This window comes from Bacillus sp. FSL R9-9530, from assembly GCF_038008145.1.
Classification (GTDB): domain Bacteria; phylum Bacillota; class Bacilli; order Bacillales; family Bacillaceae_G; genus Bacillus_A; species Bacillus_A mycoides.
On record NZ_JBBOYO010000001.1, the window covers coordinates 4,967,576 to 4,986,447 of the forward strand.

Here is an 18,872-nt window from a genome sequence, read left to right on the forward strand (position 1 = left end):
TTTTGAATGGCAAGCCTGCTTACTTCAAAAATGAAAGTTTCCGAATGATAGGGAGACGACTTAATTCTTCTTTTCGAATGAGTTTGAAAACGAAGAGGAGAACGATATAAACGATTGTTGTTAAAGTGATTTCCCATAATGTTTGTATGCCAAGTGAATGAGAAAAAACGATATACTTATGAAGATAAAAACCGAAGGTACCAGCAATCCCGATAGCAATTCCGCCGAAAATATAGTCTTTTGCATAAATGGTAAATGCAATTTTCTTTAAAACAGTGGCGTAGTGAAGGAATGTTACGGTTACTATATTTGCTGCGATGGCGAGGGCAACCCCCATCATTTGGAACTCTGGGCGTGAAGCGAGTACAAAGATAACGATTAATTTTACGATAGCGCCAATGAATGTGTTCATCATAGCAGCGCGTGCTAAGTTTAAAGCTTGCAAGACAGACGTAAGGGGGCTTTGAAAATAATGAAATAAAAAGCAAGGTGCAAGAAGCTGGATGAATGCGGCCGCGTTGTCTGATCCGTACATGAGAGTTAAAACTGGAGAAGCAAATACATATAATATAACGACTGACCATCCGCCGGTTATTAAGGAAATTCGAAGTGCTTGTTGTAATCGGTGTTCCACTAATTTGTGTTGTCTCTTTGCCATTGCCTCGCTAATTGATGGGACGAGTGCTGTAGAAAGAGCGTATGTAATAAAGGCTGGCAGTGATAGAAGCGGGAACGCATATCCGTTTAATATACCGTATTGCTGAGTTGCGACAGAAGCAGCAACGCCGGCGATCGCTAAGCTTTGCATAACGACGATAGGTTCAAAGAAATAAGAAACGGAACCAATTAAACGGCTTCCTGTAGTTGGTAAAGCAATGTCCATAAGGGAATAAAACGTATTTTTGCTCTCCTTTACAGTAGTGAAAAATCCAGAGCGTATAGATAAATGTTTTTCGCGTTGGAATAAAGTAAGTAAAAATAATAAAGATGCAACTTCGCCAAGAACAGCTGATAGCATGGCACCGGCTGCAGCGTATTCTACGCCGTAAGGTAAAAATAACCGAATGCATACAGCGATAATTGTAATGCGGACAACTTGTTCTATGACTTGAGCGTAAGCGCTCGGCTTCATGTTTTGTTTCCCTTGGAAATAACCACGTAAAACGGAAGAAACTGCAATAACGGGGACGACAGGTAAAATAGCCATTAATGGATAGTAAGTTCTTTCATCTGTTAATAATGTTTTTGCTAAAATAGGTGTGAGTAGCATAATCCCAATTGTTAAAATGATGCTAATAATGGATGTAACGGCTAGCGAGACAGTTAATATTTTTTTAACTCTTTGTTTATCGTTCACTGCTTCCGCTTCTGCTACAAATTTTGCGATTGCAACAGGAAGGCCAATTTGTGTTAGTGTAATTGCTAAAATGAAGGTGGGGACAGCCATCATATAAAGGCCAACGCCTTCTTCGCCTAAAATACGTGCCATTACAATGCGGTTAATAAATCCAAGGATTTTTGTAATAAAGCCAGCTATCATTAAAATAAATGCACCTTTTAAAAAGCTTTGTCTCGTCATACTCTTCTCCTACCTTCTCAAAATCAATGGAATGATTTACAATAATTTATATGCACGTATGAGACAAGAATGACAAGCATTTAAGAGAGTGAAGTATGAATGGTACTCTTGAAAGAAGTTATTACTGTCCATTAGAGCGGGATTAAAAGCGACTTTTTGTGCTGAAATAAGAAGGAGATGTTATATATGTTGGATAATGAGGCTTTGGTAGAATCATACCGCGGACAGTTACAAGTCGTTTTAGAAAGTAAAGTAGAAGAGTTTCACATGTTCGGTTACGACCGAGTGACAGATAATGATATTTGGAAGTTTCTCAAGGCGAAAAAGTGGAAAAAGATAGACAGTGATGTTAGGTTGTATGCATTAGTAAATGATGTATTAAGAGTAAGTACTAATGAATATATGAATTATTTAACTGTTGAAGCATATCAGGCGCCACTTTGGTCGTTTGATGAATATGAAAATAAATAACCGACTGTAATTGGTTTGTTCTTCCTTTTGCAGTATAATGATAGGTATTGATAAAGAGGAATTAATTATGTCTAAGATTATATATAAAGGAGGTAGTGAAGAGAAAAAATAAATAATGAAAGTGTAGGTATTGTGAAAAGCTTACCGACACAGCTAGTGATGAACTAGCGGAAATACATGTGTTTTATAGAAAGTAAGTCTACTAACTAGGCGTATGCACACGTGCGAAAATGAATCGTAAGAGATTTATTGAAAGTGTTAGTAGCAGAAAGAGGGTACATATGGCAAAGCGTGGTACAAGAATTGCCGCCTTTTTCCTCATCGTTTTATTAATTGGTGGAGTAATTGGTGCGGCAGGAAAAGACATAGCAAAAGGAATTAGTCTAGGACTAGACCTTCGCGGTGGTTTTGAAATTCTGTATGAAGTAAAACCAGCCAAAAAAGGTGATAAAATCGATCGTGATGCACTTGTAAGTACAGTAGGTGCTCTTGAAAATCGTGTCAATGTTCTTGGTGTAAGTGAGCCGAACATTCAAATCGAAGGGGAAGATCGAATTCGTGTACAGCTTGCTGGTGTACAAGATCAGCAAAAAGCACGTGAAATGTTATCAACACAAGCGAAACTAACATTCCGTGATGTGGATGATAACCTGCTTATGGACGGAGCGGATTTAAAAGGCGGCGGAGCGAAGCAAACATTTGATGAGCAAGGCCGTGCGAGCGTAGGTCTTACACTAAAAAGCGCTGAAAAATTCCGTGAAGTAACTGAAAAGATTTCAAAAATGCCACCACCAACGAATTTAATGGTAATTTGGCTTGATTTTGAAGAAGGAAAAGATTCATATAAAGCAGAATCAGCAAAACCGAATCCGAAGTTTTTATCAGCAGCAACAGTAAGCCAAGTATTTAACCAAGCTGAAGTATCTATCGTAGGTGGAAACTTTACAGTTGAAAGTGCGAAAGAACTTTCATCTTTATTAAATGCAGGTGCACTTCCTGTTGATTTAAAAGAAATGTATTCAACATCTGTTGGAGCGAAATTTGGTCAACAAGCATTAGAGCAAACGATTTTCGCTAGTGCGATTGGTATTGCTATTATCTTCTTATTCATGCTTGTATTCTACCGTTTACCAGGACTTGTAGCGGTTATTATGTTAGGTTTATACATTTTCGTTACATTACTTGTCTTTAACTGGATGCATGCAGTTCTTACGTTACCGGGTATTGCGGCATTAGTGCTCGGGGTTGGTATCGCAGTTGATGCGAATATCATTACGTACGAGAGATTGAAGGAAGAGCTTAAAATTGGTAAGTCGATGATGTCAGCATTCCGTGCTGGTAACCATCGTTCATTATCGACAATTTTAGATGCGAACATTACAACAATTGCAGCAGCTGGTGTATTATTCGCTTACGGTAATAGCTCTGTAAAAGGATTCGCAACAAGTTTAATCGTAAGTATTTTAGTTGGTTTCATTACGAACGTATTCGGTACTCGTTTCTTACTAGGTTTACTTGTAAAGAGCCGTTACTTTGATAAGAAACTATCTTACTTTGGTGTTAAGGAAAAGGATATTATTCCATTAACAAAAGGTGCAGTACATCCACCGACGAGATTTGATCGTATTAATTTCGTAAATATCGGTCATAAATTTTTCTTATTCTCAATTGTAGTTGTAATTGCTGGGGCAATTATATTACCGATTTTCAAAATGAATCTTGGTATTGACTTTGCAAGTGGTACACGTATTGACTTGCAATCAAAACAAGCAACTACTGTTTCTAATATTCATAAAGATTTGAAAGAATTGAACATCGATGTGAAGGAAGAAGATATTGTACCGACCGGAGATGACAATAAAGGTTTCGCTGTTCGTACGTTAGGCGTTTTATCGAAAGATGAAATTGCGAAAACAAAAACATTCTTTAACGATAAATACGGTACAGAGCCAAACGTAAGTACAGTTTCGCCGACAATCGGTAAAGAGATTGCACGAAATGCATTCATCGCGGTTCTGATAGCTTCATTGGTTATCATCTTATACGTAAGTATTCGTTTCCGCTTCACATATGCATTATCTGCGGTAATCGCATTATTACATGATGCATTCGTTATGATTGTTATGTTTAGTCTTTTCCAAATAGAGGTAGACTTAACGTTTATCGCTGCGATATTAACGATTATTGGTTACTCTATCAATGACTCAATCGTTACGTTTGATAGAAACCGTGAGTTATACAAACAGAAAAAACGAGTTCGCGACATAAAAGACCTAGAAGAAATCGTAAACTCAAGTATTCGTCAAACAATTGGTCGTTCAATTAATACAGTGTTAACAGTGTTATTCCCAGTAATCACACTACTTATTTTCGGTAGTGAATCACTGCGTAACTTCTCACTTGCATTATTAATTGGATTAGTTGTAGGTACGTACTCTTCTATTTTCGTTGCTTCTCAAATTTGGTTAATGCTTGAAAACCGTCGTTTGAAAAAGGGAAAAAACAAGAAAAAGGTTGAGAAAGAAGAACCTGAACCGCAAGTATAAAAAAGATGATGTCTCATTATGAGGCATCTCTTTTTTCGTTTGTGGATACAATAAGATAGCAACTTTTGAAAGAATGAAATGGAATAAAGTGGTGATGTTATCGCTGATTTTGTTAAAATAAAGTGAAACTTTAATAAGTGGGGGTTTTGTTCATCCCCACTTATTATTAGCCCTCACCAATCGGGCTTTTACGGGCAGTTGATCTCCCACCTAACTTCCTTGTATTTGCCGGATTTTGAGGTGGGGGGCTTACTGCCCGCAAATAGCGGGATAAAAAGATAGGTTAAGAAAAGAAGGGATTTCAATTATGGAAAAAGATGAACGTTTTAAACAGGCCGAGTTTGGTGCTATTGTCGGAATCGTTGGTAATATTATATTAGCGATTGTAAAAGCGGTAATTGGTTATATTGGAAACAGTAAGGCACTTTTAGCGGATGCAGTGCATTCTGGATCAGATGTAATTGGCTCGTTAGCTGTACTTTTTGGATTACGAGCGGCAAAGCAACCGCCTGATGAAGATCATCCGTATGGTCATGGTAAAGCGGAATCGATTTCAGCGATTATTGTTGCGGTATTATTATTTATTGTTGGAGTAGAGATAGCGATTTCGTCTATAAAAGCTTTTTCACAAGATTTAGAACCACCAAAAGGAATTACGATTTTTGCAGTTATTCTTTCGATTGTAGTGAAAGAAGGGATGTTTCAGTATAAATATCGATTAGGGAAGAGGATAAATAGTGCTGCAATTATTGCAAATGCATATGAGCACCGTTCGGATGTGTTTTCTTCAATTGCAGCTTTAATCGGCATTTGTGCAGCTATTATCGGTGGTAAGTTAGGTATAGATTGGCTTGTATATGCCGATCCAATTGCAGGATTATTTGTCTCAATTCTCGTTGCTAAGATGGCGTGGAGTATTGGAGCAGAAGCTATTCATGCAACGCTCGATCATGTTCTGCATGAAGAAGATGTTGTTCCGCTTAGGGAGGCAGTTTTTCAAGTGGAAGGTGTGAAAAAAATAGGCTCTTTATATGCAAGAGAACATGGCCACTATGTTATTGTCGATATTAAAGTATCTGTAGATCCATATATCACTGTAGAAGAAGGTCACCGCATCGGAAAACATGTAAAAGAAAAACTTATGAAACAAGATAACGTACAAAACGTTTTTGTACATATTAATCCGTATTCTCCAAATTAAACATAACAGATATTTAATTATATAGATATCGAATCGTAGTTTGCATTATATTGTCACCCCTTAATCTGTCTTGTATAATGGATAGGTTAAGGGGTGATTTCGTGTTACAACCGAAGACGCGTTGGAAAGAAAAAGAATATAATGAGGAACTAGTGAGTGAATTAGCAAATAAATTGCAACTATCACCTCTTGTGACTTCATTATTTCTTGGCAGAGGCTTAAATACAGAAGATAAGATTGTAGACTTTTTAAATACAGCAGATCAAGAATTTCATGATCCATTTTTACTTGAAGGAATGGATCGGACTGTAGAACGTGTGAAAAAAGCTATTGAAAATGGAGAACAAATATTAATATTTGGCGATTACGATGCGGACGGAGTAAGTAGTACGACTGTGTTATATCTTGCTCTCAAAGAATTAGGTGCAGAAGTAGAATTTTATATTCCAAATCGTTTTACTGAAGGCTATGGGCCAAATGAAGAAGCGTTTCGTTGGGCGCACAGTGCAGGGTTCTCACTAATTATTACTGTCGATACTGGTATCGCAGCGGTACATGAAGCGAAGGTAGCGAAGGAACTTGGAATAGATCTTATTATTACAGATCATCATGAGCCACCACCAGAATTACCAGAGGCACTTGCGATTATTCACCCGAAATTAGAAGGCGGTGTTTATCCGTTTCATTATTTAGCGGGTGTTGGTGTTGCATTTAAAGTTGCACATGCACTTTTGGGTCGTGTGCCAGAGCATTTGTTGGAAATTGCAGTAATCGGTACGGTAGCCGATTTAGTATCGCTTCACGGTGAAAATAGATTATTAGTACAGCGTGGACTGAAGCATATGCGAATGACTCGAAATATCGGTTTAAAGGCGTTATTTAAAGTCGCTAACGTTTCGCAAAGCGAAATTACAGAAGAAAGCATCGGGTTCGCACTCGCACCTCGTATTAATGCAGTTGGTCGTTTGGAAGATGCAACACCTGCTGTACACCTTTTATTATCAGAAGATCCAGAGGAAGCGAAAGAGCTAGCTGAAGAAATTGATGAGCTGAACAAACTTCGAAAAGATATTGTAAAGCAAATTACTGAAGAAGCTATCGCTGAAGTCGAAAATAATTTCCCGCCAGAAGAAAATAAAGTGTTAGTCCTTGCAAAAGAAGGTTGGAATCCAGGGGTAATTGGAATTGTCGCTTCTAAGTTAGTTGAACGTTTTTATCGTCCGACGATTGTATTAAGCATTGATCCTCATAAAGAAACAGCAAAGGGATCGGCTCGTAGTATTGCAGGATTTGATTTGTTTGCAAACCTTTCAGATTGCCGTGAATTGTTACCGCATTTCGGAGGTCATCCGATGGCAGCGGGAATGACACTTAATATGAATGATGTGGATGAATTAAGACGCAGGTTAAATGAGCAAGCAGATGTAATTTTAACAGCAGAAGATTTTATTCCGATTACAGCAGTGGATGCATTTTGTAAAGTAGAAGATGTAACGCTTGCCGCGATTGAGGATATGCAAAAGTTAGCGCCATTTGGCGTAGGAAATCCGAAACCGCGTATTGCGGTGAAAGATGCCGACTTAGAAAGTATCCGTGCAATTGGATCTGATGGTTCGCATTTAAAAATGGCTCTTCGTGATGGACAAGCAACACTGGACACGATTGGATTTGGATTTGGTACTTATGCGAAAGAAATCTCTCCAGTTGCGAAGGTTTCTGTAGTAGGAGAAGTGTCCATTAATGAATGGAATAACTTTAAAAAGCCGCAATTAATGGTGCAAGATATTGCTGTAGAGGCATGGCAATTATTTGACTGGCGTAGTATGCGTAATGTAGAAGCAAATTTAGCAGAACTTCCGAAAGAAAAAATAACAATGGTGTATTTTTCTGAAGAGGTATTGAATAAATTTTCTTTAGAAGGCTATAAAGAGCATATCGTGCATGCATCAGAGGTAGCTCATTTTGATGATCAATACATTGTGCTACTTGATTTGCCGAAAGGAGCAGATGAATTAGGTGATGTATTTAAGGCTGGATTCCCAGCTCGAATTTACACGCTATTTTATCAAGAGAATAATCATTTATTTAGTACGGTCCCAACGAGGGAGCATTTTAAATGGTACTATTCTTTCTTAAGCCAAAAAACACCATTTTCTTTAAGGCAATATGGGGAACAACTGTGTCGTCATAAAGGTTGGTCAAAAGATACAGTAAATTTCATGACACAGGTGTTTTTTGAGTTAGAATTTGTTACAATAAAAGACGGTGTCATTTTTATGGCAGATAAAAAACAAAAGCGTGATTTAATTGAATCGAACACATATCGTGAGAAAATGAACCACTTACAATTAGAGAAAGAATTGGTTTATAGCACATATCAGCAACTATATACATGGTTTGAAACGATTCGTGATCATAAATAAGTAGAACAGTTAGGGTAAAGGATTTGTATTTACAAACCTTTTATATCTGAGGAGGATTCAGAAATATGGATTTCAAGCAACATATCGCAATTGTACCAGATTATCCGAAAGAAGGTATTGTGTTTAAAGACATTACACCTTTAATGAACGACGGAAAAGCATATAAAGCAGCAACAGATGCAATCGTTGAGTATGCAAATAAAAGAGACATTGATGTTGTAGTAGGACCAGAAGCGCGTGGTTTTATTATTGGTTGCCCAGTTTCTTATGCATTAGAAGTAGGTTTCGCACCAGTTCGTAAATTAGGAAAATTACCACGTGAAGTAATTACAGTTGACTACGGTAAAGAATATGGAACGGATGTTTTAACAATCCATAAAGATGCAATTAAGCCCGGCCAACGTGTATTAATTACAGATGACTTATTAGCTACAGGTGGAACAATTGAAGCGACAATTAAACTAGTTGAAGAACTTGGTGGAGTTGTAGCAGGAATTGCATTTTTAGTAGAGCTTACTTACTTAGATGGTCGTAAAATGTTAGATGGTTACGATGTATTAGTATTAGAAAAATACTAATCATTATATAGGTGAAACTACGGTGATAAAAAAGTACCCGTGAATCTCTTGGAGAGGAGCGGGTACTTTTGTATAATTGCACAAAAAAACATGGTGAAATGTCAGTAAAATCTTTTCCTTTTCACAATTCACAATCATTGGGTTATAATGATAGAATATAATTTATTCTATTCAATAAAGATAAAGTCAATTTTCAATAAAAGGTGATTCGATGGCAAATGAGCAAGTACTAACAGCTGAACAGGTACTCGAGAAAGCAAGTCAATATTTAGCGGATGGAGATATTGAGCTAGTGGCACGTGCCTATGAATATGCGCGTGATGCACATAGCGAACAATATAGAAAATCGGGTGAACCATATATTATTCACCCAATTCAAGTTGCAGGTATTTTAGTTGATTTACACATGGATCCGGCTACAGTATCGGCAGGTTTCTTACATGATGTAGTGGAAGATACAGAAATTACATTAGAAGACATTGAACGGGAATTTAATAAAGAAATCGCTATGCTTGTCGATGGTGTTACAAAGCTTGGAAAGATTAAATACAAATCCCATGAGCAGCAACAAGCAGAAAACCATCGCAAAATGTTTATTGCAATGGCTCAAGATATTCGAGTTATTTTAATTAAACTAGCTGATCGTCTTCATAACATGCGTACATTGAAACATTTGCCTCAAGAGAAGCAGCGTCGCATTGCAAATGAAACGTTAGAAATCTTTGCACCTTTAGCACATAGACTCGGAATTAGTACTATTAAATGGGAGTTAGAGGATACGTCACTTCGCTATTTAAACCCGCAGCAATATTATCGTATTGTGAATTTAATGAAGCGTAAACGTGCAGAGCGTGAAGAATATTTAGATGAAGTAATGACTGGCATTCGCGAGAAATTAAAAGAGGTTTCAATTCAACCTGAGATTTCTGGAAGACCAAAACATATTTACAGTATTTATCGTAAAATGGCATTGCAAAATAAACAATTCAATGAAATTTACGATTTACTAGCTGTACGTGTCGTTGTGAATAGTATTAAAGATTGCTATGCGGTGCTTGGAATTATTCATACGTGCTGGAAACCAATGCCAGGTCGTTTTAAAGATTATATTGCAATGCCGAAAGCAAATTTATATCAATCTCTTCATACGACTGTAATTGGACCAAAAGGTGATCCGCTAGAAGTGCAAATTCGTACGAAAGAAATGCATGAGATTGCAGAATTCGGAATCGCGGCACATTGGGCGTATAAAGAAGGTAAAGCAGCAGAAACAACGGGTACATTAGAGAAGAAACTAACTTGGTTCCGTCAAATATTAGAATGGCAAAATGAAGCTTCTAATGCAGAAGAATTTATGGAGTCATTAAAAATTGATTTATTCTCTGACATGGTATTCGTCTTTACACCAAAAGGCGATGTAATGGAATTACCACTTGGCTCTGTTCCAATTGATTTTTCGTATCGTGTCCATTCGGAAATTGGAAACAAGACAATTGGTGCAAAAGTAAATGGGAAAATGGTGACGCTTGATTATAAGTTGAAAACTGGTGACATCATTGAAATTTTAACATCGAAACATTCGTATGGTCCAAGTCAAGATTGGGTAAAGCTTGCTCAAACATCTCATGCGAAAAATAAAATACGTCAATTCTTTAAGAAACAACGTAGAGATGAAAATATTGAAAAAGGCCGTGAACTTGTTGAAAAAGAAGTGCGTGGCTTAGAGTATGAGATGAAAGAAGTATTAGCGCTTGATAATTTAAAACGTGTCGCTGAGAAGTTTAACTTTGCAAATGAAGAAGATATGTTTGCAGCAGTTGGATATAACGGAATTACAGCAGCGCAAATTGTTACGCGACTAACGGACAAGTTCCGTAAACAACGTGAAGAAGAAGACATCGTTGAAGTTAAAGAAGTTCGTAAACCGATGAAAATTCGAAAATGGGATTCTGGTGTAAAGGTAAGTGGTGCAGATAATTTGTTAATTCGTTTATCAAAATGCTGTAACCCAGTTCCAGGCGATGATATCGTTGGGTATATTACGAAAGGTCGAGGCGTATCAATTCACCGTTGCGATTGCGTCAATGTGCATACAGAAGAAGCGGTGGAGCGTTTACTAGAAGTAGATTGGGAAGGTAGTCCTGAAAAAGAAATTGAGTACAATGTTGATATTGAAATTTCAGGCTATGATCGTCGTGGTCTATTGAATGAAGTATTACAAGCTGTTACAGAAACGAAGACGTATATCTCAGCTGTTTCTGGTAGAAGTGATCGTAATAAGATGGCAACGATTAACATGTCGATTTCAATTCGAAACTTACAACACTTGAAAAAAGTAGTAGAGCGCATTAAACGTGTTCCAGAAATTTATGCCGTACGACGCATGATGCATTAATAGGGAGTGTAGAAAAGATGAGAGTTGTTTTACAACGATCAAAGGAAGCGTCTGTCACAGTAGATGGCGAGATTGTAGGACAAATTCCATTCGGTTTAACATTACTAGTTGGCATTACGCATGAAGATACAGAAAAAGATGCAACTTATATCGCAGAAAAAATTGCAAACCTACGTATTTTTGAAGATGAGAGCGGAAAGATGAACCACTCTGTACTTGATATGAAGGGACAAGTTCTATCTATTTCGCAATTTACATTATACGGAGATTGCCGTAAAGGAAGACGTCCAAACTTTATGGATGCTGCGAAACCTGATTATGCAGAACATTTATATGATTTCTTTAATGAAGAAGTTCGTAAACAAGGACTGCATGTGGAGACAGGACAGTTCGGAGCAATGATGGATGTTTCTTTAATCAATGATGGTCCGGTGACCTTAATTGTGGATAGTAAATAGTGTTGCTTAAGAAGAGGGGATTATATAATCCTCTCTTTTTTATACATTGTTGTATGTTTTGTTTATTTATCCCGCTATTTGTGGGAGTCGGACGAATAATCAGTGGAGATGGACAAAACCCACTGATTAAAGTTTCACTTTAATTGGAATCAATAGCTGTTTTTAGTTATGTATAACTCTTTCATCAATATGGAACAATAACAAGTAAAACATCCATATTGAATGTGAGGGATATACGTATGCGTATGAATGAAAAAGGGCATTCTGTTACAAATGGTGCAAATCAACTGTTTAACGTGAATTTTCATGATTTTATTTCAAAAGAACAAAACAATACTTCAATGGAGCTTGCTTCTGAGTTTGGAATTTCACTACAAGATGTAAAGCGCCTAAAGAAGCAAATTGAGCGCTCTTAGAGCACTTGACAATCCTACTCAACAAACGTATAGTAATTTTATATTTACATATGAATATAGCCGTTGATAGAGGAGAGTAAATGAGATACACATGGAAAGAGAAGAAATGTCCTAGGCTGAAAACATTTCTACATGATGACTGATTGAATGACACTCTGTAGGTTTCAACTTGAAAGGCTTATACGCTTAGTAGAGATGAACGCAAATTTAAGCGTTATTAAAAAAGTGGAAGCATACGTGCTTCAATTAGGGTGGCACCACGGGTATAATACTCTCGTCCCTACTGTTCAAACAGTAGAGGCGGGAGTTTTTTTATTTTTATTAAGATTAAAACAATTTGAGGAGGAACTGAATATGTCTATTCAAATCCCACGCGGAACGCAAGATATTCTTCCAGGTAGTGTTGAGTTATGGCAGTATATCGAAGGGCAAGCACGCGACATTTGCCGTCGTTACAATTATAAAGAAATTCGTACACCAATTTTTGAGCACACAGAGCTATTTTTACGTGGTGTTGGTGATACGACAGATATCGTACAAAAAGAAATGTATTCATTCCAAGACCGTGGAGAGCGTAGTTTAACATTACGTCCAGAAGGTACTGCACCTGTTGTACGTTCTTACGTTGAAAACAAAATGTTCGGTGATGCAACACAACCAACAAAATTATACTATATCGGCCAAATGTTCCGTTATGAAAGACCACAAGCAGGTCGCTATCGTCAATTCGTACAATTCGGTATTGAAGCAATTGGTAGTAACGATCCAGCAATTGATGCAGAAGTAATTGCACTTGCTGTAGAGTTTTACCGCGGTATGGGCTTGAAAAATATTAAAGTTGTATTAAATAGCTTAGGTGATGCAGCGAGTCGTCAAGCGCACCGTGATGCGTTAATTGCTCACTTTGAGCCGCGCATCGGAGAATTCTGTTCTGATTGCCAATCTCGCTTAGAAAAAAACCCTCTTCGTATTTTAGACTGTAAGAAGGACCGTAATCATGAATTAATGAGCACGGCACCATCTATTACAGAATACTTAAACGAAGATTCAGCAGTATACTACGACAAAGTACAAGAACTACTAACGATGATGGATGTTCCATTTGAGAAAGATCCGAATTTAGTACGTGGTTTAGACTACTACCAACACACTGTTTTTGAAATTATGAGTGAGGCAGAAGGTTTCGGTGCTATCACAACATTAAGTGGCGGTGGCCGTTATAACGGACTTGTACAAGAAATCGGTGGACCGGAAATGCCAGGTATCGGTTTTGCGATGAGTATTGAGCGTTTAATTATGGCACTGAAGGCTGAAAATATTGAGTTACCAATTGAACATAGTATTGATTGTTACGTTGTAGCACTTGGTGAAAAAGCGAAAGACCGTGCTGCAAAAGTTGCGTTCGATCTTCGTAAAGCTGGATTATCAGTTGAAAAAGATTATTTAGATCGCAAAATGAAAGCACAATTTAAATCTGCAGATCGTTTAAATGCGAAATACGTAGCTGTATTAGGGGAAGATGAGCTAGATAAAGGCATCATTAACTTAAAAGATATGGCAACAGGCGGACAAGAAGAAGTAGCGTTAGATGTATTTGCTTCATATGTAGCAGAGAAATTAATATAGGGGGAACTTAAAGTGGCTGAAAGAACACATGCATGCGGAAAAGTAACAGTAGAAGCGGTTGGACAAACAGTTCAATTAAAAGGTTGGGTACAAAAACGCCGTGATTTAGGTGGATTAATCTTTATCGACTTACGTGACCGTACAGGTATCGTACAAGTTGTATTTAATCCAGAAACATCAAAAGAAGCGTTAGAAGTAGCAGAAACGATTCGTAGCGAATACGTATTGCACGTAGAAGGTACAGTTGTTGAACGTGGTGAAGGCGCAATTAATGATAATATGGCAACTGGTCGTATTGAAGTACAAGCATCGAAAGTAAATGTATTAAACGCAGCGAAAACAACGCCAATCATTATTGCTGATGATACAGATGCATCAGAAGATGTGCGTTTAAAATATCGTTACTTAGACTTACGTCGTCCTGCAATGTTCAACACATTCAAAATGCGTCATGACGTAACGAAAACAATTCGTAACTTCTTAGATACAGAAGAGTTCTTAGAAGTTGAAACACCAATTTTAACGAAGAGCACGCCAGAAGGAGCTCGCGACTATTTAGTACCAAGCCGTGTGCATGATGGTGAATTTTATGCATTACCTCAATCTCCGCAGCTATTTAAACAGCTTCTTATGGTCGGTGGATTTGAGCGTTACTATCAAGTAGCACGTTGTTTCCGTGACGAAGATTTACGTGCGGATCGTCAACCGGAATTCACGCAAATTGATATCGAGGCATCATTCTTAACACAAGATGAAATTTTAGAAATGATGGAGCGTATGATGACGAAAGTCATGAAGGATGCAAAAGGTGTAGAAGTTAGTGCACCATTCCCTCGTATGAAATATGCTGATGCAATGGCTCGCTTTGGTTCTGATAAGCCGGATACACGCTTTGAAATGGAACTAAAAGACCTATCTGAATTTGCAGTAGGTTGTGGATTTAAAGTATTTACAAGTGCTGTAGAAAACGGCGGACAAGTAAAAGCGATTAACGCAAAAGGTGCAGCGAGCAAATACTCTCGTAAAGACATCGATGCATTAACTGAATTCGCCAAAGTATACGGTGCAAAAGGTCTAGCTTGGCTTAAAGTTGAAGAAGACGGCTTAAAAGGACCGATTGCGAAATTCTTCGGTGAAGAAGAGGCAAACGTGTTAATGAGTACATTAGAAGCGGATGCTGGTGACTTATTACTATTCGTAGCAGATAAGAAAAGTGTTGTTGCAGATAGCTTAGGTGCACTTCGTTTACGTCTAGGTAAAGAACTTGAGTTAATTGACGAAAGTAAATTTAACTTCCTATGGGTAACTGATTGGCCACTTCTTGAGTACGATGAAGATGCAGATCGTTACTTCGCAGCTCACCACCCATTCACAATGCCATTCCGTGAAGACGTTGAGTTATTAGAAACAGCACCAGAAAAAGCACGTGCACAAGCATATGACCTTGTATTAAACGGTTATGAGCTTGGTGGTGGATCACTTCGTATTTACGAGCGTGACGTACAAGAAAAAATGTTCAAAGCACTTGGATTCTCACAAGAAGAAGCACAAGAACAATTCGGATTCTTATTAGAAGCATTCGAATACGGTACACCACCACACGGCGGAATCGCATTAGGTTTAGACCGTCTTGTTATGTTACTTGCAGGTCGTACGAACCTTCGTGATACAATTGCATTCCCGAAAACAGCAAGCGCAAGCTGCTTATTAACAGAAGCGCCAAGCCCAGTTGCAGAAGCTCAGCTTGAAGAGCTAAGCTTAAAATTAAGCTTGAAAGAAGAGAAGTAAGAATAGAGTCTAGATGGTTATACTAACCCCATCTAGGCTTTTTTTATAGAGGTTGTTTAAAAAGTCCGGTTCAGATAACCCTCGCATCTCATCGTTGCTTATGCTAGTCCGGTGCTCGAGTAGTAAAGCTACACTGTGCTCCTCCTAGCATGAGTGCCTCGATCTGCTCGGCCATCTGAATCCTCCTTTTTAAACTTGCATTTAGGAAGAAGTAAAAGCCCGGTTTACACTATGTTTTTATTTTTAAAATATGTATTTTTAAGGATTCTATAACTTTTTCTATACAAATAGTCGGAAAAACGCTAGAATACATGGTAGACCATTTTTGTAATAGGAGTGTAGAGCTGAATGTTACATCAATTTTCACGTAATGAATTAGCCTTTGGAAAAGAAGGCCTTGAAATATTAAAAAATAGTACAGTCGGTATTTTAGGTATTGGCGGCGTAGGATCATTTTCGGCAGAAGCGTTAGCACGTTCTGGCGTAGGACGTCTCGTATTAGTTGACAAAGATGTTGTAGATATTACAAACGTAAACCGTCAAATTCACGCGTTAGTATCTACTGTAGGACGTTCAAAAGTAGAATTAATGAAAGAGCGTATTGCAGATATTAATCCAGAGTGTGAAGTAATTGGACTAGAGATGTTTTATACAGATGAAACATATGAAGAGTTCTTTAAACACGGTTTAGATTTCGTAGTAGATGCATCTGATACGATTACGTTCAAAATTCATTTAATTAAACAATGTTTACGTCGTAAAATCAAAATTATCTCATGTATGGGTGCGGCAAATAAAATGGACCCAACTCGTTTCCGTATTGCGGACATTTCTAAAACACATACAGATCCAATTGCGAAAGTAATTCGTACGAAGCTTCGTAAAGATGGTATTAAAAAAGGTGTAAAAGTTGTCTTCTCTGACGAAAACCCAATCGTAATTCGTGAAGAAGTACGTAAAGAAATCGTACCAGACGAAAATGCAAAAATTCGTAAAGCGAAATTACCACCTTCTTCAAATGCGTTCGTACCATCTGTGGCTGGTTTAATTATGGCAAGTCACGTTGTACGTGAGCGTATTAAAAACGTAGAAGTCAAGCGTGTAGGGCAAGAATAAAAAGGAAGCATATATCGTTTAGGATATATGCTTTTTGTATGTTTTAAAGAAATATCGATGTCGAATCGTTAATATAATTTCATTTACTGTGGTGCTTTTTCACTAAGGGAAAATAAACAGGGATGTCACTTAGTTGAAAAAGTGGCATCCCTGTTTTTAGTTTTCTGCAGAATATATAATATCTAAATTTCCATTTTGATCGGTTTTGAAAATCGGAGCAATTTGCTCTTCTTGTTCTTCGACCGAAACAAGTTTTCGAGCACGATCCATAATTCTAACAAGCATTGCATAATCTTCTTCGATTGCTTGTTGTTTTTTTGTGAGAACAGCTAATTTTGCTTCAAGTTCATTATTCATTTTTTGCAGGGAAGTGAGCTGATCTTGTAATACGTCATTTTCAGTTTGTAACTTTGCGAGTGAAGAGTTATTGTGCTCCAAGTTTTGCAAAAATGAGATGACATTTTGCATTGTAAGATCTTGTTTATTTGGGACAATATCTTCTGAAAACTCGGCATCGATTACGAGCTGCCGAGTTTGTGTGAACTGCTCTTTTTCTATTTTAGCTTCCGAACGCTTTAATTCTTTACGTTGTTTTTTTGCGATTTGCACCGCATCTTCATAATATGGTCTTACTTCAGCATTCCATCTAAAGCCACAAGCTGCTGAAGTTCGGTTTAATGTATCACCAACTTCATCGAATGCTTTTATTTGTGTACTTCCGCTGCGAATATGTCGTAAAACAGTTTCTGCTAAAAGGAGATCGTCTTCTTTTGTCCATGCATCTTGACGTGTTTTCATAAGCGAACCCTCCGTAATGGTGACGTTTTCGCTTATATTACCCTTTATTCTTCGTTTTATGCGAACTTTGTAATCTTTCATAAACAGTAGAAAGTGCTTGTTCAAATTTTCCTGTCGTTTTCGGTTTATAATATTGCTTGTTTTTAATTTTATCAGGTAAGTATTGTTGTTGTACCCAGCCATTTGGGTGATCGTGTGGATATAAGTATCCGATGCCTCTTCCTAACGATTCGGCTCCTTTATAATGACTATCTTTTAAATGACTTGGAATATCGCCTGTTTGGCCATTACGTAAATCGTGTAGTGCGGCATCGAGTGCTTTATAGGCCGAGTTTGATTTCGGTGATAGACAAAGTTCAATAACAGCATTTGCAAGTGGTATGCGTGCCTCTGGGAAGCCGACCCGTTCAGCTGATTCAATCGCTGCAAGTGTACGTTGTCCAGCTTGTGGGCTAGCAAGTCCGATATCTTCATATGCCATAATAAGCAGACGTCTACCGATGCTTTGTAAGTCACCAGCTTCAATAAGACGTGCTAAATAATGAAGTGCGGCGTTCACATCACTTCCGCGTACTGATTTTTGAAAAGCAGATAAAACGTCATAGTGAGCATCGCCACCTTTGTCGTGAACGAAACTCTTTTTCTGTAAGCATTCTTCTGCGATTTCAAGTGTAATTTCCGCGGCTTTGTCGTCAGTTGTAAAGCTAGATAAAACAGCTAGTTCAAGTGCATTATAAGCTGAGCGCATATCTCCGCCTGATGCATTTGCAAAGTGATGTAATGCTTCATCCGTAACAGTTACATCATATTCCCCAAGCCCTTTTTCTTTATCTTCAAGCGCTCGTTTTAAGCCAATTAAAATATCATCTTCTGTTAATGCGTGTAATTCGAAGATTTGACAACGACTTCGAATAGCAGAATTAATAGCATGGAACGGATTGCTTGTCGTTGCACCAATTAAAGTAAGAAGTCCGCTTTCTAAATGGGGTAATAGAAAGTCTTGCTTCGCTTTATCTAGCCTATGAACTTCATCCAAAATTAAAACGAGGTGCCGATGCATCTTCGCTTCTTGTACGACAACTTCCATATCTTTTTTATTATGAGTAACAGCGTTTAAGAGGCGAAACAGGGTTCCAGTACTTCCTGCAATTGCGCTGGCGATTGATGTTTTTCCTGTGCCTGGAGGACCGTATAAAATCATTGATTGAAAATGATTTGCTTGGACCATTCGCCATAAAATCTTGCCTTCACCAACTAAATGCTGTTGTCCGATAATTTCTTGAATATTTGTAGGGCGCATTCGATGTGCGAGTGGTTGTTTCATTTGACCCTCTCCCTTAATGTATAATCTCATTCTATCGTATCATTTTTTTTGATGAAATTTGAAATAGGATGCTGTTTTATGGGAAAAACGAAGGATAATATTTTCATTTTTCTTTCAATTGTAATAATTTCCGAGTTTTTCAATGTGATTTTA

Annotated in this window: 14 protein-coding genes and 1 other annotated feature; of the genes, 11 read left to right on the forward strand and 3 right to left on the reverse strand. The window is 37.7% G+C overall.

The genetic code is table 11. The annotated features are described in order from the left end of the window. Window positions 1-19: 19 nt before the first annotated feature. Window positions 20-1,579: a stage V sporulation protein B gene (spoVB, locus tag MKX66_RS25185; protein ID WP_002015313.1), complete on the reverse strand. Its 1,560-nt coding sequence runs from the start codon at window positions 1,577-1,579 to the stop codon at window positions 20-22. Between the two features lie 186 nt (window positions 1,580-1,765). Here spoVB and MKX66_RS25190 point away from each other — a divergent pair, with 186 nt between their 5' ends. The 11 genes from MKX66_RS25190 to MKX66_RS25240 all read left to right on the forward strand — a co-directional run bounded on the left by MKX66_RS25190 (window position 1,766) and on the right by MKX66_RS25240 (window position 16,597). Further along, entirely contained in the window at window positions 1,766-2,050 is a 285-nt protein-coding gene (locus tag MKX66_RS25190) for a post-transcriptional regulator (protein WP_078175458.1), read from the forward strand. 281 nt (window positions 2,051-2,331) lie between these two features. Next, on the forward strand, window positions 2,332-4,596 hold the full coding sequence (secDF, locus tag MKX66_RS25195; protein ID WP_137076172.1) for a protein translocase subunit SecDF: 2,265 nt from the start codon (window positions 2,332-2,334) through the stop codon (window positions 4,594-4,596). A gap of 307 nt (window positions 4,597-4,903) precedes the next feature. Then, window positions 4,904-5,797, forward strand: a complete 894-nt coding sequence (locus MKX66_RS25200; RefSeq protein ID WP_341087377.1) for a cation diffusion facilitator family transporter — start codon at window positions 4,904-4,906, stop codon at window positions 5,795-5,797. A gap of 101 nt (window positions 5,798-5,898) precedes the next feature. Continuing rightward, window positions 5,899-8,220 carry a single-stranded-DNA-specific exonuclease RecJ gene (recJ, locus tag MKX66_RS25205; RefSeq protein ID WP_002129228.1) on the forward strand — a complete coding sequence of 774 codons (2,322 nt, stop codon included), beginning with the start codon at window positions 5,899-5,901 and terminating at the stop codon, window positions 8,218-8,220. A 65-nt stretch (window positions 8,221-8,285) separates the two neighbouring features. Next, window positions 8,286-8,798 carry an adenine phosphoribosyltransferase gene (locus MKX66_RS25210; RefSeq protein ID WP_002015305.1) on the forward strand — a complete coding sequence of 171 codons (513 nt, stop codon included), beginning with the start codon at window positions 8,286-8,288 and terminating at the stop codon, window positions 8,796-8,798. A 211-nt stretch (window positions 8,799-9,009) separates the two neighbouring features. Next, window positions 9,010-11,193 carry a GTP diphosphokinase gene (gene relA, locus MKX66_RS25215; protein ID WP_002015304.1) on the forward strand — a complete coding sequence of 728 codons (2,184 nt, stop codon included), beginning with the start codon at window positions 9,010-9,012 and terminating at the stop codon, window positions 11,191-11,193. A 17-nt stretch (window positions 11,194-11,210) separates the two neighbouring features. Beyond that, window positions 11,211-11,651 (forward strand): D-tyrosyl-tRNA(Tyr) deacylase, encoded by a 441-nt coding sequence (locus MKX66_RS25220; RefSeq protein ID WP_016092357.1) that lies wholly within the window; start codon window positions 11,211-11,213, stop codon window positions 11,649-11,651. A gap of 239 nt (window positions 11,652-11,890) precedes the next feature. Beyond that, on the forward strand, window positions 11,891-12,067 hold the full coding sequence (locus MKX66_RS25225; protein ID WP_001242605.1) for a hypothetical protein: 177 nt from the start codon (window positions 11,891-11,893) through the stop codon (window positions 12,065-12,067). A 54-nt stretch (window positions 12,068-12,121) separates the two neighbouring features. Then, window positions 12,122-12,352: a binding site (T-box leader), on the forward strand. A gap of 69 nt (window positions 12,353-12,421) precedes the next feature. Beyond that, window positions 12,422-13,693, forward strand: a complete 1,272-nt coding sequence (gene hisS, locus MKX66_RS25230) for a histidine--tRNA ligase (protein WP_012261743.1) — start codon at window positions 12,422-12,424, stop codon at window positions 13,691-13,693. 12 nt (window positions 13,694-13,705) lie between these two features. Beyond that, the gene (gene aspS / locus MKX66_RS25235) at window positions 13,706-15,481 is read left to right on the forward strand and encodes an aspartate--tRNA ligase (protein ID WP_002015297.1); all 1,776 of its coding nucleotides are present in this window, start codon (window positions 13,706-13,708) and stop codon (window positions 15,479-15,481) included. A 348-nt stretch (window positions 15,482-15,829) separates the two neighbouring features. Continuing rightward, window positions 15,830-16,597, forward strand: a complete 768-nt coding sequence (locus MKX66_RS25240) for a tRNA threonylcarbamoyladenosine dehydratase (RefSeq protein ID WP_000903181.1) — start codon at window positions 15,830-15,832, stop codon at window positions 16,595-16,597. Window positions 16,598-16,753: 156 nt separating this feature from the next. Here MKX66_RS25240 and MKX66_RS25245 read toward each other — a convergent pair whose 3' ends face one another. Continuing rightward, complete coding sequence (locus tag MKX66_RS25245) at window positions 16,754-17,395, reverse strand: RsfA family transcriptional regulator (protein WP_215590208.1); 642 nt, start codon at window positions 17,393-17,395, stop codon at window positions 16,754-16,756. Window positions 17,396-17,432: 37 nt separating this feature from the next. Beyond that, a complete protein-coding gene (locus MKX66_RS25250) occupies window positions 17,433-18,719 on the reverse strand; it encodes a replication-associated recombination protein A (protein WP_002067244.1) in 1,287 nt (428 codons plus the stop codon). Window positions 18,720-18,872: the final 153 nt, after the last annotated feature.